This window comes from Tabrizicola flagellatus, assembly GCF_046295235.1.
GTDB classification, from domain to species: domain Bacteria; phylum Pseudomonadota; class Alphaproteobacteria; order Rhodobacterales; family Rhodobacteraceae; genus Tabrizicola; species Tabrizicola flagellata_A.
Genome location: NZ_JBKBLV010000060.1, coordinates 1 through 13,204, shown reverse-complemented (window position 1 = coordinate 13,204; position 13,204 = coordinate 1). Strand labels below are relative to the sequence as shown.

Here is a 13,204-nt window from a genome sequence, read left to right as displayed (position 1 = left end):
GGGCCGCGACCCCTCGGCCGTCTACGAAAGCTGCGTGATGCAGAAGGCCGGCGAACCGCCGAGCCGCCCCCTTTATGCAAGACCCGACTGGAAAGGCTGAGACATGGTCCAGTTCTCGCTCCCCAAGAATTCCAAGATCCGCACCGGCAAGACCTGGCCGAAGCCCGAGGGCAAGAACGTCCGCAAGTTCCAGATCTACCGCTGGAACCCCGATGACGGCGAGAACCCGCGGGTCGACACCTATTTCGTGGACATGGACAGCTGCGGCCCGATGGTCCTGGACGCGCTGATCAAGATCAAGAACGAGATCGACCCGACGCTGACGTTCCGGCGGTCCTGCCGCGAGGGGATCTGCGGCTCCTGCGCGATGAACATCGACGGGATCAACACGCTGGCCTGCATCTATGGCCTGGACGAGATCAAGGGCGACGTGAGGATCTATCCCCTGCCCCACATGGCGGTCATCAAGGACCTGATCCCGGACCTGACGCATTTCTACGCCCAGCATGCCAGCATCATGCCCTGGCTGGAGACCAAGACGAACCGCCCGGCCAAGGAATGGCGGCAGTCGATCGAGGACCGGAAGAAACTGGACGGGCTTTACGAATGCGTGATGTGCGCCTCGTGCAGCACCTCCTGCCCGAGCTACTGGTGGAACTCGGACCGTTATCTCGGCCCCGCCGCGTTGCTTCATGCCTATCGCTGGATCATCGACAGCCGGGACGAGGCGACGGGCGAGCGGCTGGACCAGCTGGAGGACCCCTTCAAGCTCTATCGCTGCCACACGATCATGAACTGCGCCAAGACCTGCCCCAAGGGGCTGAACCCGGCCAAGGCGATCGCCGAGATCAAGAAGATGATGGTCGAGCGGGTGGTCTGATCCGCCCATGCCGATCCTGCTGCTGATCCTGGCGGTCGGGGTCTATCTGTATCTCTGGCACCAGTGGCGCACGACGACCCTGACGCGCGACTGCCGCTGGCGGCTTGACCGCAGCGTGGCGCCGGATTGCTGGCGCTGCGCGGTCTGCGGGGCCGAGTCGCGGGGGGCGGAGCCGAAGGATTGCCTTCGCCGCCGGCTTTAGGCGGAAAGTTCGCGCCGCGCATCGCGCTGGATCGCAAGCGCCGAACCGAGAAACAGGCTGGCGATGCCGATGGCCACCAGGATGTCGGGCCAGGGGCTGCCCAGGAGCGCCACGAACAGCGCCGCCACGACCACCGCCAGGTTGCCGATCGCATCGTTGCGCGAGAAAAGCCAGACGGCGCGCGCCGAGGCGTCCCCTGTTCGATGCCGCATCATCAGGGCCGCACAGGCCAGGTTCACGGCCATTGCCCCAAGGCCCATGACGGTCATCACGGTGGATTGCGGCAGCTCCGGCCGCAGCGCCTCGAACAGGGTGCCGGTTAGAACGGACAGGCCCATTGCCATCAGGAACAGGCCCTGCACCATAGCCGTCCGGGCCCGCGCCCGCGCCGTCCAGCGCAAGGCTATGAGGGCCAGCAGCGAGATCAGCCCGTCGCCGAGGAAATCCAGCGAATCCGCCAAAAGCGCCTGCGAACCCGCCCAGAGGCCGGCGACGATTTCGGCCAGCCCGTAGCCCAGATTCAGCGCCACCACGATGCCGAGGATGCGGGCATACGCGGGGTCGTGATGGGTCTGGATCGGGGAAAGTTCGTGTCCCGTCGCGGCGACCGCGGCGGCGATGGCCGCGGCCTGGGGCCCTCCGGGCGCGAGAGTGACTTCCAGCGTGCCGTTGGTCAGCGAGGCGCGGGCCGAACCGACCCCGGGCACGGAAAGGGCGGCCTGTTCGACGCGCTGCACGCAGGAGGCGCAGTCGAGCCCGGACACGGAGAAGCGCAAGGTCTCAGCCATGCCGGACTATTACCGCTGACTGCGTCCCGGGGAAAGCCGTCAGGAATAGCGTTCCACTGTTGCCGCCATGTGGTCGTCGTAGCGGTCGCCCCAGGCCCAGCCGACGGGGAGAAGGCGGTCGATCTCGTCGCGATCATGGTCGTCGAGGTCGATCCCGGGCGCCATGGCCCAGGCGCGCAGGTGCTCGGCCGTCCGGGTGCCGGGGATCGGGATGAGATGCGGCCCCCGGTCGAGAAGCCAAGCCAGCGCAAGTGCCGCGGGGGTGAGACCGCGGCTTCGGGCGAAGGCATGGAAGGCGTCGAGCCGCGCCTTGTTGTGCGGCCAGTTTTCCGGCGTGAAGCGGGGGATGCGACTGCGGAATTCGCCGGGCGCGAAGGTCGCGGGGTCGGCCATCGGTGTGCCGAAGGCGCCACGGGCGAGCGGCGAGAAGGGGACGAAGGCGACGCCCAGGCTGGCGCAGCGCTGGATCAGGCCCAGTTCCGGCGTTCGGGTCCAGAGGGAATATTCGCTCTGCACCGCCATCACGGGATGCACCGCATGGGCGCGCTCCAGCGTGTAAGGGCCGACCTCGGACAGGCCGTAGCCCAGGATTTTCCCTTCCTCGTGAAGGCGCTGCATGGTGCCGGCCAGATCTTCGGCCGGGATCAGGGGATCGTGGCGGTGGGCGTAGAACAGCGTCACATGGTCCACCCCCAGCCGCCGCAGCGAGCCTTCGAGTTCCGTGCGCAGGTGTTCGGGGCGGTTGTCGATCAGCCGGGCGGGGTCGTCGGTGAAGGCGGCCTTGGTGGCGATGTGGGGCCGGTGCCCCGTCCGCTTCAGCCAGGTGCCGATGACGGTTTCGCTGACGCCCTTGCCGTAACCGTTGGCGGTGTCGAGGAAGGTGATCCCCGCCTCCCAGGCGGCATCGAGCGTGCGGAGCGACTCGGATTCGGTCGTCGGGCCGAACATGCCGCCGAAGGAGAGGCAGCCGAGCCCGAGAGCCGAGACCTCGGGGCCGTGCCGGCCAAGGCGGCGGGTTCTCATGGCGTCACGTAGTGCAGGCCCTGGAACCGGGCGCGGAGGGCGCGGGTCCGGGGGGCGACGGTTTCGGGGGCGTTCGAGCGCAGGGCTTCGGCGATCAGCGCGGCAAGCGCGGGCGCATCGGCAGGAGTGACACCGCGGCGGACGAGTTCGGGCGTGCCGATGCGCAGACCATTGAGGTCTCCCGGCACCTCGGGCAGGGGCAGGCCGATGCCGCAGGCCAGGAACCCCGCCTTGCGAAGGGTCTTCGAGGCCGCCTGCCCGCCGCCGAAAGCCGCGGCCTCCAGCGCGAACTGGTGCGAGGCGGTGGCGCCCCGGTCGGCGGCGAAGACCGGCAGGCCGAGCGCGGCCAGTTCGCGCGCCAGTGCCTGGGCGAGGTCCACCATCGCCTGGGCATAGGCCGCGCCATGCTCGCGCCAGTCGAGCAGCGTATAGGCCAGCGCCGCCGATTTCGCGGCGTCGAAATTGGCGGTGAGGCCGGGGAAGGCGATGGCGTCCAGCCGTTCGGCGATGGCGGCGTCACTGGTGACGATCAGCCCCCCGGCGGGGCCACCAAGCGACTTGTAGGTGGACATCGTCATCAGATGCGCGCCCTCAGACAGGGGGTTGGCCCAGACGCGCCCCGCGATGATGCCGCATTGATGGGCGGCGTCGAGCAGCACCTTTGCCCCGACCCGGTCGGCGATCTTGCGCACCTCGGCCACCGGATGGGGGAAGAGGTTCAGGCTGCCGCCGACGGTGATGACCTTGGGCCGCACGGCATGGGCCAGGTCCTCCAGCCCTTTGAGATCAAGGGTATAGCCGTCGGCGTCGATCGGCGCGGGGTGGGTGGTCAGGCCGTAGAGCCCGGCGCAGCCCGCGGCATGGTGGGTGACATGGCCGCCGATGGCGGGTGGCGGCGCGATGATCGCATCACCGGGCCGGGCCAGCGCCATGAAGCCGTAGAGGTTCGCGAGCGCCCCGGAGCCCACGCGGATCTCGGCATGTGTCGCGCCGAAGACCTCGGCGGCAAGCTCGGCGGCGATGACCTCGATCTCCTCGATCGCTTCCAGCCCCATCTCGTACTTGTCACCTGGATAGCCGAGCGAGGGGCGCGAGCCGATGCCGGAGGAAAGGGCGGCCTCGGCCCGGGGGTTCATCACGTTGGTCGCGGGGTTGAGGTTGAAGCAGTCCCGGTCGTGGATCTGCCGGTTCTCGGCGATCAGCGCATCCAGCCGCGCCGCGACCTCGGACGAGGGGCGCGCGGCCCCGGCGGCGAGGCGCTGGACATGGGCCTCGCAGGAGGCAGGAACCCAGGAGCGGGGGGCGAGGTGGGACATGGGCAACTCCGGTCAGGTCGGCGCAGGAAAGCCGCCCCTTGCCCCGGATGCAAGGGGCAAGCGCCGCTCAGCCCGGCACGCGGGGCAGGCCGCGGGCGATCCAGCCCGGCCCGGCGGAGGATCCGAGCATGCCTTCGGCCACGTCGAAGACCTGCGAGAAGCCTGCCTGTTCCAGCGCGCGGGCTAGCCGTGCCGACCGGCCGCCGGTGGCGCAGATCAGCGCGATGGGTCGGGACGGGTCGCCGCCGGCGAGGTCGGACAGGGCGGCGAGGAAATCCTTCCGCCGCATGTCCAGCCGGTGCGCGGGGGCCGGGCTGCCGGTCTGCGCCCATTCCTCGGGGGTGCGGATGTCCACCAGGAGGATCTCGCCGGCCTCGGCGCGGCGGAAGGCTTCGGCGGCGTCCAGCGCGGGGCCGGCCGGCCCCCTGGGCAGCGCAACGTAGCCGATGCCGGCCACGGCGGCCGCCCCGGCCAGCAGCAGGAAGGTGCGGCGCGTGGACATGGGGTTCGTCTCCGGTTCGAGTGTCAGCCGAGTGCGGCTTCCAGCGCGATCTCGACCATTGCGCCGAAGCTGCGTTCGCGCTGGTCGGCGGGCAGCGCCTCGCCGGTGGTGATATGGTCCGAGACCGTCAGGATGGCAAGCGCGCGCGCGCCATGCCGGGCGGCGACCATGTAAAGCTCGGCCGCCTCCATCTCGACGCCCAGGCAGCCATGGCGCAGGAGCTGCTCGGTCAGGTCGGGGCGTTCGTCATAGAAGGTGTCCGAGGAATAGATGCCCCCCACATGGACGGGCGTGCCCCGTGCGGTCGCCGCGGCGTAGGCCTTCGACAGGAGGTGGAAGTCGGCGCAAGGCGCGAAGTTCAGTTCGCGGAAGATGGTGCGCGAAGGTGAGCCCACGGTCGAGCAGGCCTGCGCCAGGATCACGTCGCGGACCTTGACGTGCGTGGGAAGCGCCCCGGCCGATCCGATGCGGACCAGCGTCCTTGCGCCGTAGTCGCGGATCAGCTCGTTGGCGTAGATCGACAGGGACGGCATCCCCATGCCCGAGCCGTGGATGGTGACTCGATGGCCCCGCCAGGTGCCGGTGTAGCCGAGCATGCCGCGCACCTCGTTGACCAGCACCGCGTCGGTCAGGAAGGTCTGCGCTGCCCAGCGTGCGCGGTAGGGGTCGCCGGGCATGAGCACGGTTTCGGCGATGTCGCCCGGTCTGGCGCCGATGTGAACGGTCATCTTCTTCCCCCATGGTCTGGAAACGGATCCGCCGGAAACGCCCGGTCTTGTTGCAGCAGATGCGCGGTGTGGCAAGTGGGTGTCCGGCCGGCCACTCCAGGGTTCAGCTATGGGTTGCGCATCCTTCTGGCGCAAGGCCGCAAGATTTGGGCCGCGCGAGGCGCCGGCTGCCTGCACCGCCTGCCCGCGGCGCGGACTAATCTCCCTGGATCGTGGTCAGGGAGTTGGCTGCCGGATCCCAGGTCATCCGGAAGATGCCCGGCTCTGGCCGGTTGAGCAGTTCGCCGGCGATGGTGACTTGCAGGAGCTGCCGGTCGTCGTCGGGGACCAGCGACCACTCCTGCACGACCAGACTGTGCTGCGCGCCGTCCTGGAAGACGTTGATCTCGCAGCCGATCGTGTCGGCGCAGAACATCGCTGGGGCGGTGGAGCAGGAGAGCTTGCGCGAATCGAGGATCAGGGCCGGGTCCTCGGGGCCGAGGAGAAAGGCCCGTGTCACGGCATCCCCGGGGACGGTCAGGGTGCCGCCCTGGGCCGCGCAGGCGGCCTGGTGGTAGTCGAGAAGGCCTGCCAGCGCCTGCGGGCGGTCTTGCGCGACGGCCGGGGTGGCGAGGGCCAGGAGGAGGAGGACGCTGCGGATCATTGCAGTTGCCATTCGCTGCCGGTCCAGAGGAAGCGGACGGTTTCGCCCTGATCGTTCGGGGCGGTGAGGTAGGTGGTGCCGCCTTCGGTCACGGTATCCCAGGAGTGGAGGTTCAGGCCTGCGCGGGTGCCGTCGATCAGGGTGTCGACGCCGCAACCGCGGGTCCCGCAATAGGTGCCGAAGCTGTCCGAACACTGGAAGGCGCCGCTGTCGATCACCCAGTCGGAGGTGCCGTCGCCGTTCAGATCGCGTTGTGTGACGGCTTCGGGGGCGGCGGTGAAGGTGCCCTCGCAGATCGACTTCGCCTCGTCCAGGATGACGGCGACTTCGGGGGGCCAGTCCTGCGCGAGGGCGGGCGTGGCGAGAAGGAGGAGGGCTGGGGCAAAGCGCATGTGCGGGCCTTTCCGGTTGCGGACGGGCCCTTGGTAGGGCGGCGCCGACGGGCCGGAAAGGCAGGAAAACCCTATTCCGCCGCAACCGGCGCGGGCTCGGCCAGCGCCACGAGATCCAGCATGATCCGGTTCAGCTGGAAATCCTTGGGCGTGTAGACCTGCGCCACGCCCATCGCCTTGAGCGTGCGGGCGTCCTCGTCGGGGATGATTCCGCCGACGACGAGGGGCTGGGTCAGCTTGGCCTCGCGCATCAGGTCGAGCGTCTCGCGGATGAGGGGGATGTGGCTGCCCGAGAGGATCGACAGGCCGATGACGTCGGGCTGTTTCTCGGCCGCGGCGGCGACGATTTCCTGCGGGGTCAGGCGGATGCCGTCGTAGGTGATCTCCATCCCGCAGTCGCGGGCGCGGGCGGCGATCTGCTCGGCGCCGTTGGAGTGACCGTCGAGGCCGGGCTTGCCGAGGAGGAGACGGAGCGGGCGGCCGAGTTTCGCCGAGACGGCGGCGACGGCGTCGCGGACGGGTTCCAGCCCCTCGGTCCGGTTCGAGGGGTTGCGCGAGACGCCGGTGGGGGCGCGGTATTCGCCGTAGAGCGCGCGCATCGCGCCGCCCCATTCGCCGGTGGTGACGCCGGCCTTCGCGCAGGCGATGGAGGCGGGCATGATGTTTTCGCCGGTCTGGGCGGCCTGGCGGAGGGCGGCGAGGGCCTGGCTCACGGCCTTGGGGTCGCGGGCGGCGCGCCACTGGGCGAGGCGGGCGCATTGGTCGGCCTCGGCCTTGGGGTCGGCCTGCATGATCGCGCCTTCGCCGGTGGCGAGCGGCGAGGGTTCGGTGGTGGTGAACCTGTTGACGCCGACGACCGTGGTCGCACCGGATTCGATGCGGGCGAGGCGTTCGGCGTTGGATTCGACGAGGCGGCCCTTCATGTAGGCGATGGCGGCGACGGCCCCGCCCATGGCGTCGATGTGGGCGAGTTCCTCAAGCGCGCCGGCCTTCAGTTCGGCGACCTTGCGGTCGATGGCGGGGTTGCCGTCGAAGAGGTCGTCGTATTCCAGAAGGTCGGTCTCGTAGGCCAGGATCTGCTGCATCCTGAGCGACCATTGCTGGTCGAAGGGGCGGGGCAGGCCGAGCGCCTCGTTCCAGGCGGGCAGCTGGACGGCGCGGGCGCGGGCGTTCTTCGAGAGCGTCACGGCCAGCATTTCCAGAAGGATCCGGTAGACGTTGTTTTCCGGCTGCTGTTCGGTGAGGCCGAGGGAGTTGACCTGCACGCCATAGCGGAAGCGGCGGAATTTCGGGTCGGTTATGCCGTAGCGGGATTCGAGGAGTTCGTCCCAAAGCGCGGTGAAGGCGCGCATCTTGCAGAGCTCGGTCACGAAGCGGATGCCGGCATTTACGAAAAACGACATTCTGCCGGCCATTGCGGGGAAATCTGTCGCGGGCACTTTCACTTTCAGATCATCAAGCACCGCGCAGGCGGTGGCGAGCGCGAAGGCCAGTTCCTGCTCTGGCGTGGCCCCTGCCTCTTGCAGGTGGTAGGAGCAGACGTTCATCGGGTTCCACTTCGGCAGGTATTTGCCCGTATAGGCCGCGACATCGGTGATGAGGCGCAGTGAGGGCTCGGGCGGCAGGATGTAGGTGCCGCGCGAGAGATATTCCTTGATGATGTCGTTCTGGACGGTGCCCTGCAGTTTCGAGATGTCGGCGCCTTGTTCCTCGGCCACGGCGATGTAGAGGGCCAACAGCCAGGGCGCGGTGGCGTTGATCGTCATCGAGGTGTTCATCTGTTCCAGGGGAATGTCCTGGAAGAGCGTCCGCATGTCGCCGAGGTGCGCGACGGGAACGCCGACCTTGCCGACCTCGCCGCGCGAGCGGGGATCGTCGCTGTCGTAGCCGGTCTGGGTGGGCAGGTCGAAGGCGACCGAAAGGCCGGTCTGCCCCTTGGCGAGGTTGGTCCGGTACAGCGCGTTCGAGGCCGCCGCGGTGGAATGGCCGGCATAGGTGCGGAAGAGCCAGGGTTTTTCGGCGGTCATCGGGGCCTCACGAGCGGTTTGGGCGATTCTGGCGGGTAATTTTATTGCGCAATGGAAGGCATACGGGAAAGATCATGCTGCTGTCAATCGCTGCGCTGCGGCAAGTCCGGGCGGGGGCCAGCCCCCGCACCCCCGGAGTATTTGGAAAGGGGCAAATGCATTGCGGGATGGGCCGGATGGGCTAGGCTGGCCCAATGTTCGGCACGGTGGCGGTTCCGGTCTGGTTGCTTGTCCTGATCCTCGGCTTTGCGGCGGTCAGCTTTGCTACGCATTTCCTGTTCCCGAGCGTGCGCTGGTTCTTCCGGCGGCGGGCGGAGCGGGCGCTGTCGCAGCTGAACGCGCGGTTGGACCGCAAGATCGACCTGTTCAAGCTGGCGCGACGGTCGGACATGGTGGCGCGTCTGGCCTATGACCAGCGGGTCGTCGAGGCGGCGATGGCGCATGCGGCGGAAACCGGGGTGCCTGGCGAGGTGGCCTTCGAGGAGGCGCGGCGCTATGCCCGCGAGATCGTCCCGGGGTTTTCCGCCACGGTCTATTTCGGGTTCGGGACGCGGGCAGCGAAATGGCTGAGCCGCCTCTTGTTCCGGGTCCGGGTTGGCAAGGTGGACCAGGCTTTGCGCCAGATCGATCCCAGGGCCACGGTCGTCTTTGTCATGAACCACCGCAGTAACATGGATTATGTGTTGGTGACCTGGCTGGTCGCGGACCGCTCGGCGGTGAGTTACGCGGTGGGGGAATGGGCGCGGGTCTGGCCCTTGTCGGCGCTGATCCGGTCGATGGGCGCCTATTTCATCCGGCGCGGCAGCCGCAACGCACTCTATCGCAAGGTGCTGGCGCGCTATGTGCAGATGGCCACCGAAGAGGGCACGACCCAGGCCATGTTCCCGGAAGGCGGGCTGAGCCTGGATGGCCGGGTCGGGCCGGCGAAGCTGGGGTTGCTCAGTTACATCGTCGAGGGCTGGACCCCGGAGGCGCGCGACGTGGTCTTTGTGCCGGTGGGGCTGGCCTATGACCGGGTGCTGGAGGACCGGGTCCTGGTCGAGGCGGCGACGACCGGCACGCGGCGGTTCCGCAATCGCCCGTTCTGGGTGGCATGGCATGGGCTGAAGTTCATGTGGGCGCGGTTCCGGGGGCGGACGGAGGTGTTCGGGACGGCGGCGGCGGGGTTCGGGGCGCCGATCTCGTTGCGCGACCATCTGAGGGCCGGGGGCACGGTCGAAGGCCTGGGCGAGCGCCTGATGGCGGCGATCTCAGCGGTGGTCCCGGTGCTTCCGGTGCCGCTGGTGGCGCGCGCCTTGGGCGAAGGTGCGGAGAGCCGCGCGGCGCTGGACGCTCGGGTCAGGGATCTGGTCGCGCGGCTTGCCGAGGCGGGGGCGGTCCTGAAACTGCCGCCGGCCGGCGCAGCCTCGACCCTGGACGAGGGGCTGGGGCCGCTGATGCGTCGCGGCCTTGTGTCGGCGGACCTGCAGCCCGTTGCGAAGCATCGCTCGCTGCTGGACTTCTACGCGGCCTCGGTGCCCGACATCGGCATTTCTGCGCCGCCGCAGACATAAAATTTCAATATCTGCCCAAGATACTATTGCAAAGTTGCGCGCAAGAATATTATCTGCCGGCAGAGGCGCGGCGATTCTGCGGCGCGGCAACCATCTGGAGGCTGAGGTGGCTTTGGATACGCAAAATGCTCCGGTGATCTACGACGCGCCGAAGAAGGATCTGTACGAGCTGGGCGAGATGCCTCCCCTGGGGCATGTGCCGAAACAGATGTATGCCTGGGCCATCCGCCGGGAACGCCACGGGGCGCCGGAACAGGCCATGGTGCAGGAGGTGGTGGACACCTGGACCATCGACAGCCACGAAGTGCTGGTCATGGTGATGGCGGCGGGCGTCAACTACAACGGCGTCTGGGCGGGCCTGGGCCAGCCGATCAGCCCCTTCGATGGCCACAAGCAGCCCTATCACATCGCCGGGTCCGATGCCGCCGGCATCGTCTGGGCCGTGGGCGACAAGGTGAAGCGCTGGAAGGTCGGCGACGAGGTGGTGATCCACTGCAACCAGGACGACGGCGACGACGAGGAGTGCAACGGCGGCGACCCGATGTTCAGCCCGACCCAGCGGATCTGGGGCTACGAGACGCCGGACGGGTCCTTCGCCCAGTTCACCCGGGTGCAGGCGCAGCAGCTGATGCCGCGTCCGAAACACCTGACCTGGGAGGAATCGGCCTGCTACACGCTGACGCTGGCCACGGCCTACCGGATGCTCTTCGGGCACGAGCCGCATGACCTGAAGCCCGGGCAGAACGTGCTGGTCTGGGGCGCCTCGGGGGGCCTTGGGTCCTATGCGATCCAGCTGATCAACACGGCCGGGGCGAACGCGATCGGCGTCATCAGCGACGAATCGAAGCGCGATTTCGTCATGGGCCTTGGCGCCAAGGGCGTCATCAACCGCAACGAGTTCAAGTGCTGGGGGCAGCTGCCCACGGTCAACTCGCCGGAATACAACGACTGGCTGAAAGAGGCGCGGCGCTTCGGCAAGGCGATCTGGGACATCACCGGCAAGGGCGTGAACGTGGACATGGTGTTCGAGCATCCGGGCGAGGCGACCTTTCCGGTCTCCTCCCTCGTCTGCAAGAAGGGCGGCATGGTGGTGATCTGCGCCGGGACCACCGGGTTCAACTGCACCTTCGACGTGCGCTACATGTGGATGCACCAGAAGCGCCTGCAAGGGAGCCACTTCGCGCATCTGAAGCAGGCGGCCTCGGCCAACAAGCTGATGATCGAGCGCCGGCTGGACCCCTGCATGTCCGAGGTTTTCCCCTGGGCCGACATCCCCAAGGCGCACACGCTGATGTGGAAGAACCAGCACAAGCCCGGCAACATGGCGGTGCTGGTGCAGGCGCCGCGCACGGGTCTGCGCACGTTGGAGGACACGCTTGAGGCGAGCAAACAGCTTTAAGCGCAACCTTTGACAACGAATTCACCCATCGCCCGGATTTCTGTGTTTAACTGAGTCGCCATGGGGTCCGGCCCTTCCGGGTCGGCCCCCTGGCGGCACAGGTTTCGGGCCGAGGGAATTCATGCGCCACGACTGGGTCTTCGACGTGTTGTCGGATCTTCTAACCTACGCGACCCAGAACGGCCTGCCCGGTTTGGCGGAGAAGGTCTCGCAGACGATCGACATGGCGCGCCTCGAGATCGGCGCGTCGCAAGCCGGGACGGAGGAGCCGCCGCAAGCGCCTCCGGCGAAGGGCCGGCGGATGCACTGACCCTACCGCTTGGGGCGGGAAGGGGCTATGGTCACAGGATGCAGGCCGCCGCGCTGATCTTTTCCGACGACCAGGCCGAGGCCTACGACAGGCTTGCCGCCGCCTTCCTTGGCGCGGGTATCGATCTTGCCGAGGGCGACCTGACCCCGGTTGCCGAAGGGCGGAGCAGCGTCCTGGCTGTGGTGGGCAAGGCCGGGTCAGGCAAGACGATGCTGCTGGCCGAGCTTTATCGCGGTCTGAAGGCGGCGGGCGTCGAGGTGGTCTCGGGCGATTACGAGGGGCGCAAGCGCAAGGACCGGCGGACGCTGGCGATCCTGGCGCCGACGAACAAGGCCGCAAGCGTGCTGCGGCTGCGCGGGGTGCCGGCGACGACGATCCATCGCATCCTCTACACCCCGGTCTATGACCCGGAATACGAGAAGATCGCCGAATGGCTGACCGGGACGGGCACGCGGCCCAAGGTCGAGGGGCTGACGGATCTGGCGCTGGACCGGGCGCATGCCTTCTACCAACAGGTGGCCTCGATCCCCGGGGCGCTGGCGGCGGCAGGGCTTAAGGGGTCGGACTTCATCAAGGGCTGGAAGCGGCGCGAGGAACCCCTGGACGTGGGCTTCGTGGACGAAAGCTCGATGCTGGACGAACGCCAGTTCGACGACCTGCGCGAGATCTTTCCGACGCTGGTCCTGTTCGGAGACCCGGCGCAGCTGGCCCCGGTCGGCCAGTCGGGCGAGATGGTGTTCGACCGGCTGTCCGAGGGGCGCAAGCTGGTGCTGCACCGCATCCACCGCCAGGCGGAGGACAACCCGATCCTCGACCTCGCCCATGCGCTGGGCGACGAGCGGCTGGGGTTCGAGGATTTCGAGGCGCTGGTGCAGGAGGCCGCGCGGAAGGACGACAGGGTGGTCTGGGCCGAACGGGTCGAGGCGGGGCTGATGGCGCGGTCTCCGGTCCTTGTCTGGCGCAACACGACGCGGGTGCGGCTGATCCAGGCCTTCCGGTCGGCCTATGGCGCGCCCGAGGACCAGCTTCTGCCGGGAGAGCCGCTGATCTGCGACGGCATCGAACTGCCGCTGAAGCACCGCAAGAAGCGCATCGATCTCGAGGCGCGGGGGCTGATCAAGGGCGCGCAGGTGATCTATCTGGGCGAAGGCAATCGGCCGGGCTTTGCCCGTCTGCATGTGGTGGGGGCGGAGGAGCCGCAGCTTTCGGCCGCCTCGATCATCAAGATCGAGAAGCCGGACGCGGAAGAGCCCTTCATCCCGCATGCCGCCCAGATGGGCGCGGCCTTCCTGCACGGCGCGGCGGTTACGATCCACAAGGCGCAGGGCTCGCAATGGGAGGAGGTGCAGGTCTTTGCGCCGGACCTCTATGCCGCCGCGCAGTCGGGACGGTCCGAGGCCGGGGTGCCCCTGTGGAAGCGGCTGGCCTATGTGGCGATCAC

14 protein-coding genes are annotated in these 13,204 nt (G+C 68.3%); 6 read left to right on the top strand and 8 right to left on the bottom strand.

Annotation, left to right across the window (positions count from 1 at the left end):
• Window positions 1–103 precede the first annotated feature (103 nt).
• Both ACK4IU_RS17650 and ACK4IU_RS17645 read left to right on the top strand, forming a co-directional pair.
• A complete protein-coding gene (locus ACK4IU_RS17650) occupies window positions 104–880 on the top strand; it encodes a succinate dehydrogenase iron-sulfur subunit (protein WP_409737837.1) in 777 nt (258 codons plus the stop codon).
• Between the two features lie 7 nt (window positions 881–887).
• The gene (locus ACK4IU_RS17645; protein WP_409737834.1) at window positions 888–1,082 is read left to right on the top strand and encodes a hypothetical protein; all 195 of its coding nucleotides are present in this window, start codon (window positions 888–890) and stop codon (window positions 1,080–1,082) included.
• On the opposite strand, the gene ACK4IU_RS17640 is transcribed toward ACK4IU_RS17645, so the two are convergent.
• The 8 genes from ACK4IU_RS17640 to ACK4IU_RS17605 form a co-directional block, all read right to left on the bottom strand.
• Window positions 1,079–1,870, bottom strand: coding sequence for a cation transporter (locus ACK4IU_RS17640; RefSeq protein WP_409737831.1), 792 nt, complete (start codon window positions 1,868–1,870; stop codon window positions 1,079–1,081). The two genes, ACK4IU_RS17645 and ACK4IU_RS17640, sit on opposite strands and share 4 nt — an antisense overlap.
• A 39-nt stretch (window positions 1,871–1,909) precedes the next feature.
• Window positions 1,910–2,893, bottom strand: a complete 984-nt coding sequence (locus ACK4IU_RS17635) for an aldo/keto reductase (protein ID WP_409737828.1) — start codon at window positions 2,891–2,893, stop codon at window positions 1,910–1,912.
• The gene (gene glyA, locus ACK4IU_RS17630; protein WP_409737825.1) at window positions 2,890–4,209 is read right to left on the bottom strand and encodes a serine hydroxymethyltransferase; all 1,320 of its coding nucleotides are present in this window, start codon (window positions 4,207–4,209) and stop codon (window positions 2,890–2,892) included. The genes ACK4IU_RS17635 and glyA overlap by 4 nt, the downstream gene beginning before the upstream one ends.
• Before the next feature lie 67 nt (window positions 4,210–4,276).
• Window positions 4,277–4,711, bottom strand: coding sequence for a rhodanese-like domain-containing protein (locus ACK4IU_RS17625; RefSeq protein WP_409737822.1), 435 nt, complete (start codon window positions 4,709–4,711; stop codon window positions 4,277–4,279).
• Window positions 4,712–4,734: 23 nt separating this feature from the next.
• Window positions 4,735–5,439 carry a purine-nucleoside phosphorylase gene (gene deoD / locus ACK4IU_RS17620; protein WP_409737819.1) on the bottom strand — a complete coding sequence of 235 codons (705 nt, stop codon included), beginning with the start codon at window positions 5,437–5,439 and terminating at the stop codon, window positions 4,735–4,737.
• A gap of 196 nt (window positions 5,440–5,635) precedes the next feature.
• Complete coding sequence (locus ACK4IU_RS17615; protein ID WP_409737816.1) at window positions 5,636–6,082, bottom strand: hypothetical protein; 447 nt, start codon at window positions 6,080–6,082, stop codon at window positions 5,636–5,638.
• Entirely contained in the window at window positions 6,079–6,474 is a 396-nt protein-coding gene (locus ACK4IU_RS17610) for a hypothetical protein (protein WP_409737813.1), read from the bottom strand. Before ACK4IU_RS17610 ends, ACK4IU_RS17615 begins: the two co-directional genes overlap by 4 nt.
• Before the next feature lie 71 nt (window positions 6,475–6,545).
• Window positions 6,546–8,501, bottom strand: coding sequence for a methylmalonyl-CoA mutase family protein (locus ACK4IU_RS17605; RefSeq protein ID WP_409737810.1), 1,956 nt, complete (start codon window positions 8,499–8,501; stop codon window positions 6,546–6,548).
• Between the two features lie 194 nt (window positions 8,502–8,695).
• On the opposite strand from ACK4IU_RS17605, the gene ACK4IU_RS17600 reads away from it, so the two are divergent.
• The 4 genes from ACK4IU_RS17600 to ACK4IU_RS17585 form a co-directional block, all read left to right on the top strand.
• The gene (locus tag ACK4IU_RS17600; protein WP_409737807.1) at window positions 8,696–10,054 is read left to right on the top strand and encodes a 1-acyl-sn-glycerol-3-phosphate acyltransferase; all 1,359 of its coding nucleotides are present in this window, start codon (window positions 8,696–8,698) and stop codon (window positions 10,052–10,054) included.
• A 106-nt stretch (window positions 10,055–10,160) separates the two neighbouring features.
• Window positions 10,161–11,453: a crotonyl-CoA carboxylase/reductase gene (gene ccrA / locus ACK4IU_RS17595; protein ID WP_409737804.1), complete on the top strand. Its 1,293-nt coding sequence runs from the start codon at window positions 10,161–10,163 to the stop codon at window positions 11,451–11,453.
• Window positions 11,454–11,574: 121 nt separating this feature from the next.
• Window positions 11,575–11,763: a hypothetical protein gene (locus tag ACK4IU_RS17590; RefSeq protein WP_149587860.1), complete on the top strand. Its 189-nt coding sequence runs from the start codon at window positions 11,575–11,577 to the stop codon at window positions 11,761–11,763.
• 38 nt (window positions 11,764–11,801) lie between these two features.
• Window positions 11,802–13,204, top strand: a 1,403-nt coding sequence (locus ACK4IU_RS17585; protein WP_409737801.1) for an ATP-dependent RecD-like DNA helicase, incomplete at its 3' end; no start/stop codon positions are given.

Excerpts from the sequence above, each read along its gene's own strand:
- ACK4IU_RS17650 (WP_409737837.1), top strand. The coding sequence starts at position 104 with ATGGTCCAGTTCTCGCTCCCCAAGAATTCCAAGATCCGCACCGGCAAG.
- ACK4IU_RS17605 (WP_409737810.1), bottom strand. The coding sequence starts at position 8,501 with ATGACCGCCGAAAAACCCTGGCTCTTCCGCACCTATGCCGGCCATTCC.
- ACK4IU_RS17600 (WP_409737807.1), top strand. The coding sequence starts at position 8,696 with ATGTTCGGCACGGTGGCGGTTCCGGTCTGGTTGCTTGTCCTGATCCTC.
- ACK4IU_RS17645 (WP_409737834.1), top strand. The coding sequence starts at position 888 with ATGCCGATCCTGCTGCTGATCCTGGCGGTCGGGGTCTATCTGTATCTC.
- ACK4IU_RS17625 (WP_409737822.1), bottom strand. The coding sequence starts at position 4,711 with ATGTCCACGCGCCGCACCTTCCTGCTGCTGGCCGGGGCGGCCGCCGTG.
- ACK4IU_RS17640 (WP_409737831.1), bottom strand. The coding sequence starts at position 1,870 with ATGGCTGAGACCTTGCGCTTCTCCGTGTCCGGGCTCGACTGCGCCTCC.
- ACK4IU_RS17610 (WP_409737813.1), bottom strand. The coding sequence starts at position 6,474 with ATGCGCTTTGCCCCAGCCCTCCTCCTTCTCGCCACGCCCGCCCTCGCG.
- ACK4IU_RS17635 (WP_409737828.1), bottom strand. The coding sequence starts at position 2,893 with ATGAGAACCCGCCGCCTTGGCCGGCACGGCCCCGAGGTCTCGGCTCTC.
- ACK4IU_RS17590 (WP_149587860.1), top strand. The coding sequence starts at position 11,575 with ATGCGCCACGACTGGGTCTTCGACGTGTTGTCGGATCTTCTAACCTAC.
- glyA (WP_409737825.1), bottom strand. The coding sequence starts at position 4,209 with ATGTCCCACCTCGCCCCCCGCTCCTGGGTTCCTGCCTCCTGCGAGGCC.
- deoD (WP_409737819.1), bottom strand. The coding sequence starts at position 5,439 with ATGACCGTTCACATCGGCGCCAGACCGGGCGACATCGCCGAAACCGTG.
- ACK4IU_RS17615 (WP_409737816.1), bottom strand. The coding sequence starts at position 6,082 with ATGATCCGCAGCGTCCTCCTCCTCCTGGCCCTCGCCACCCCGGCCGTC.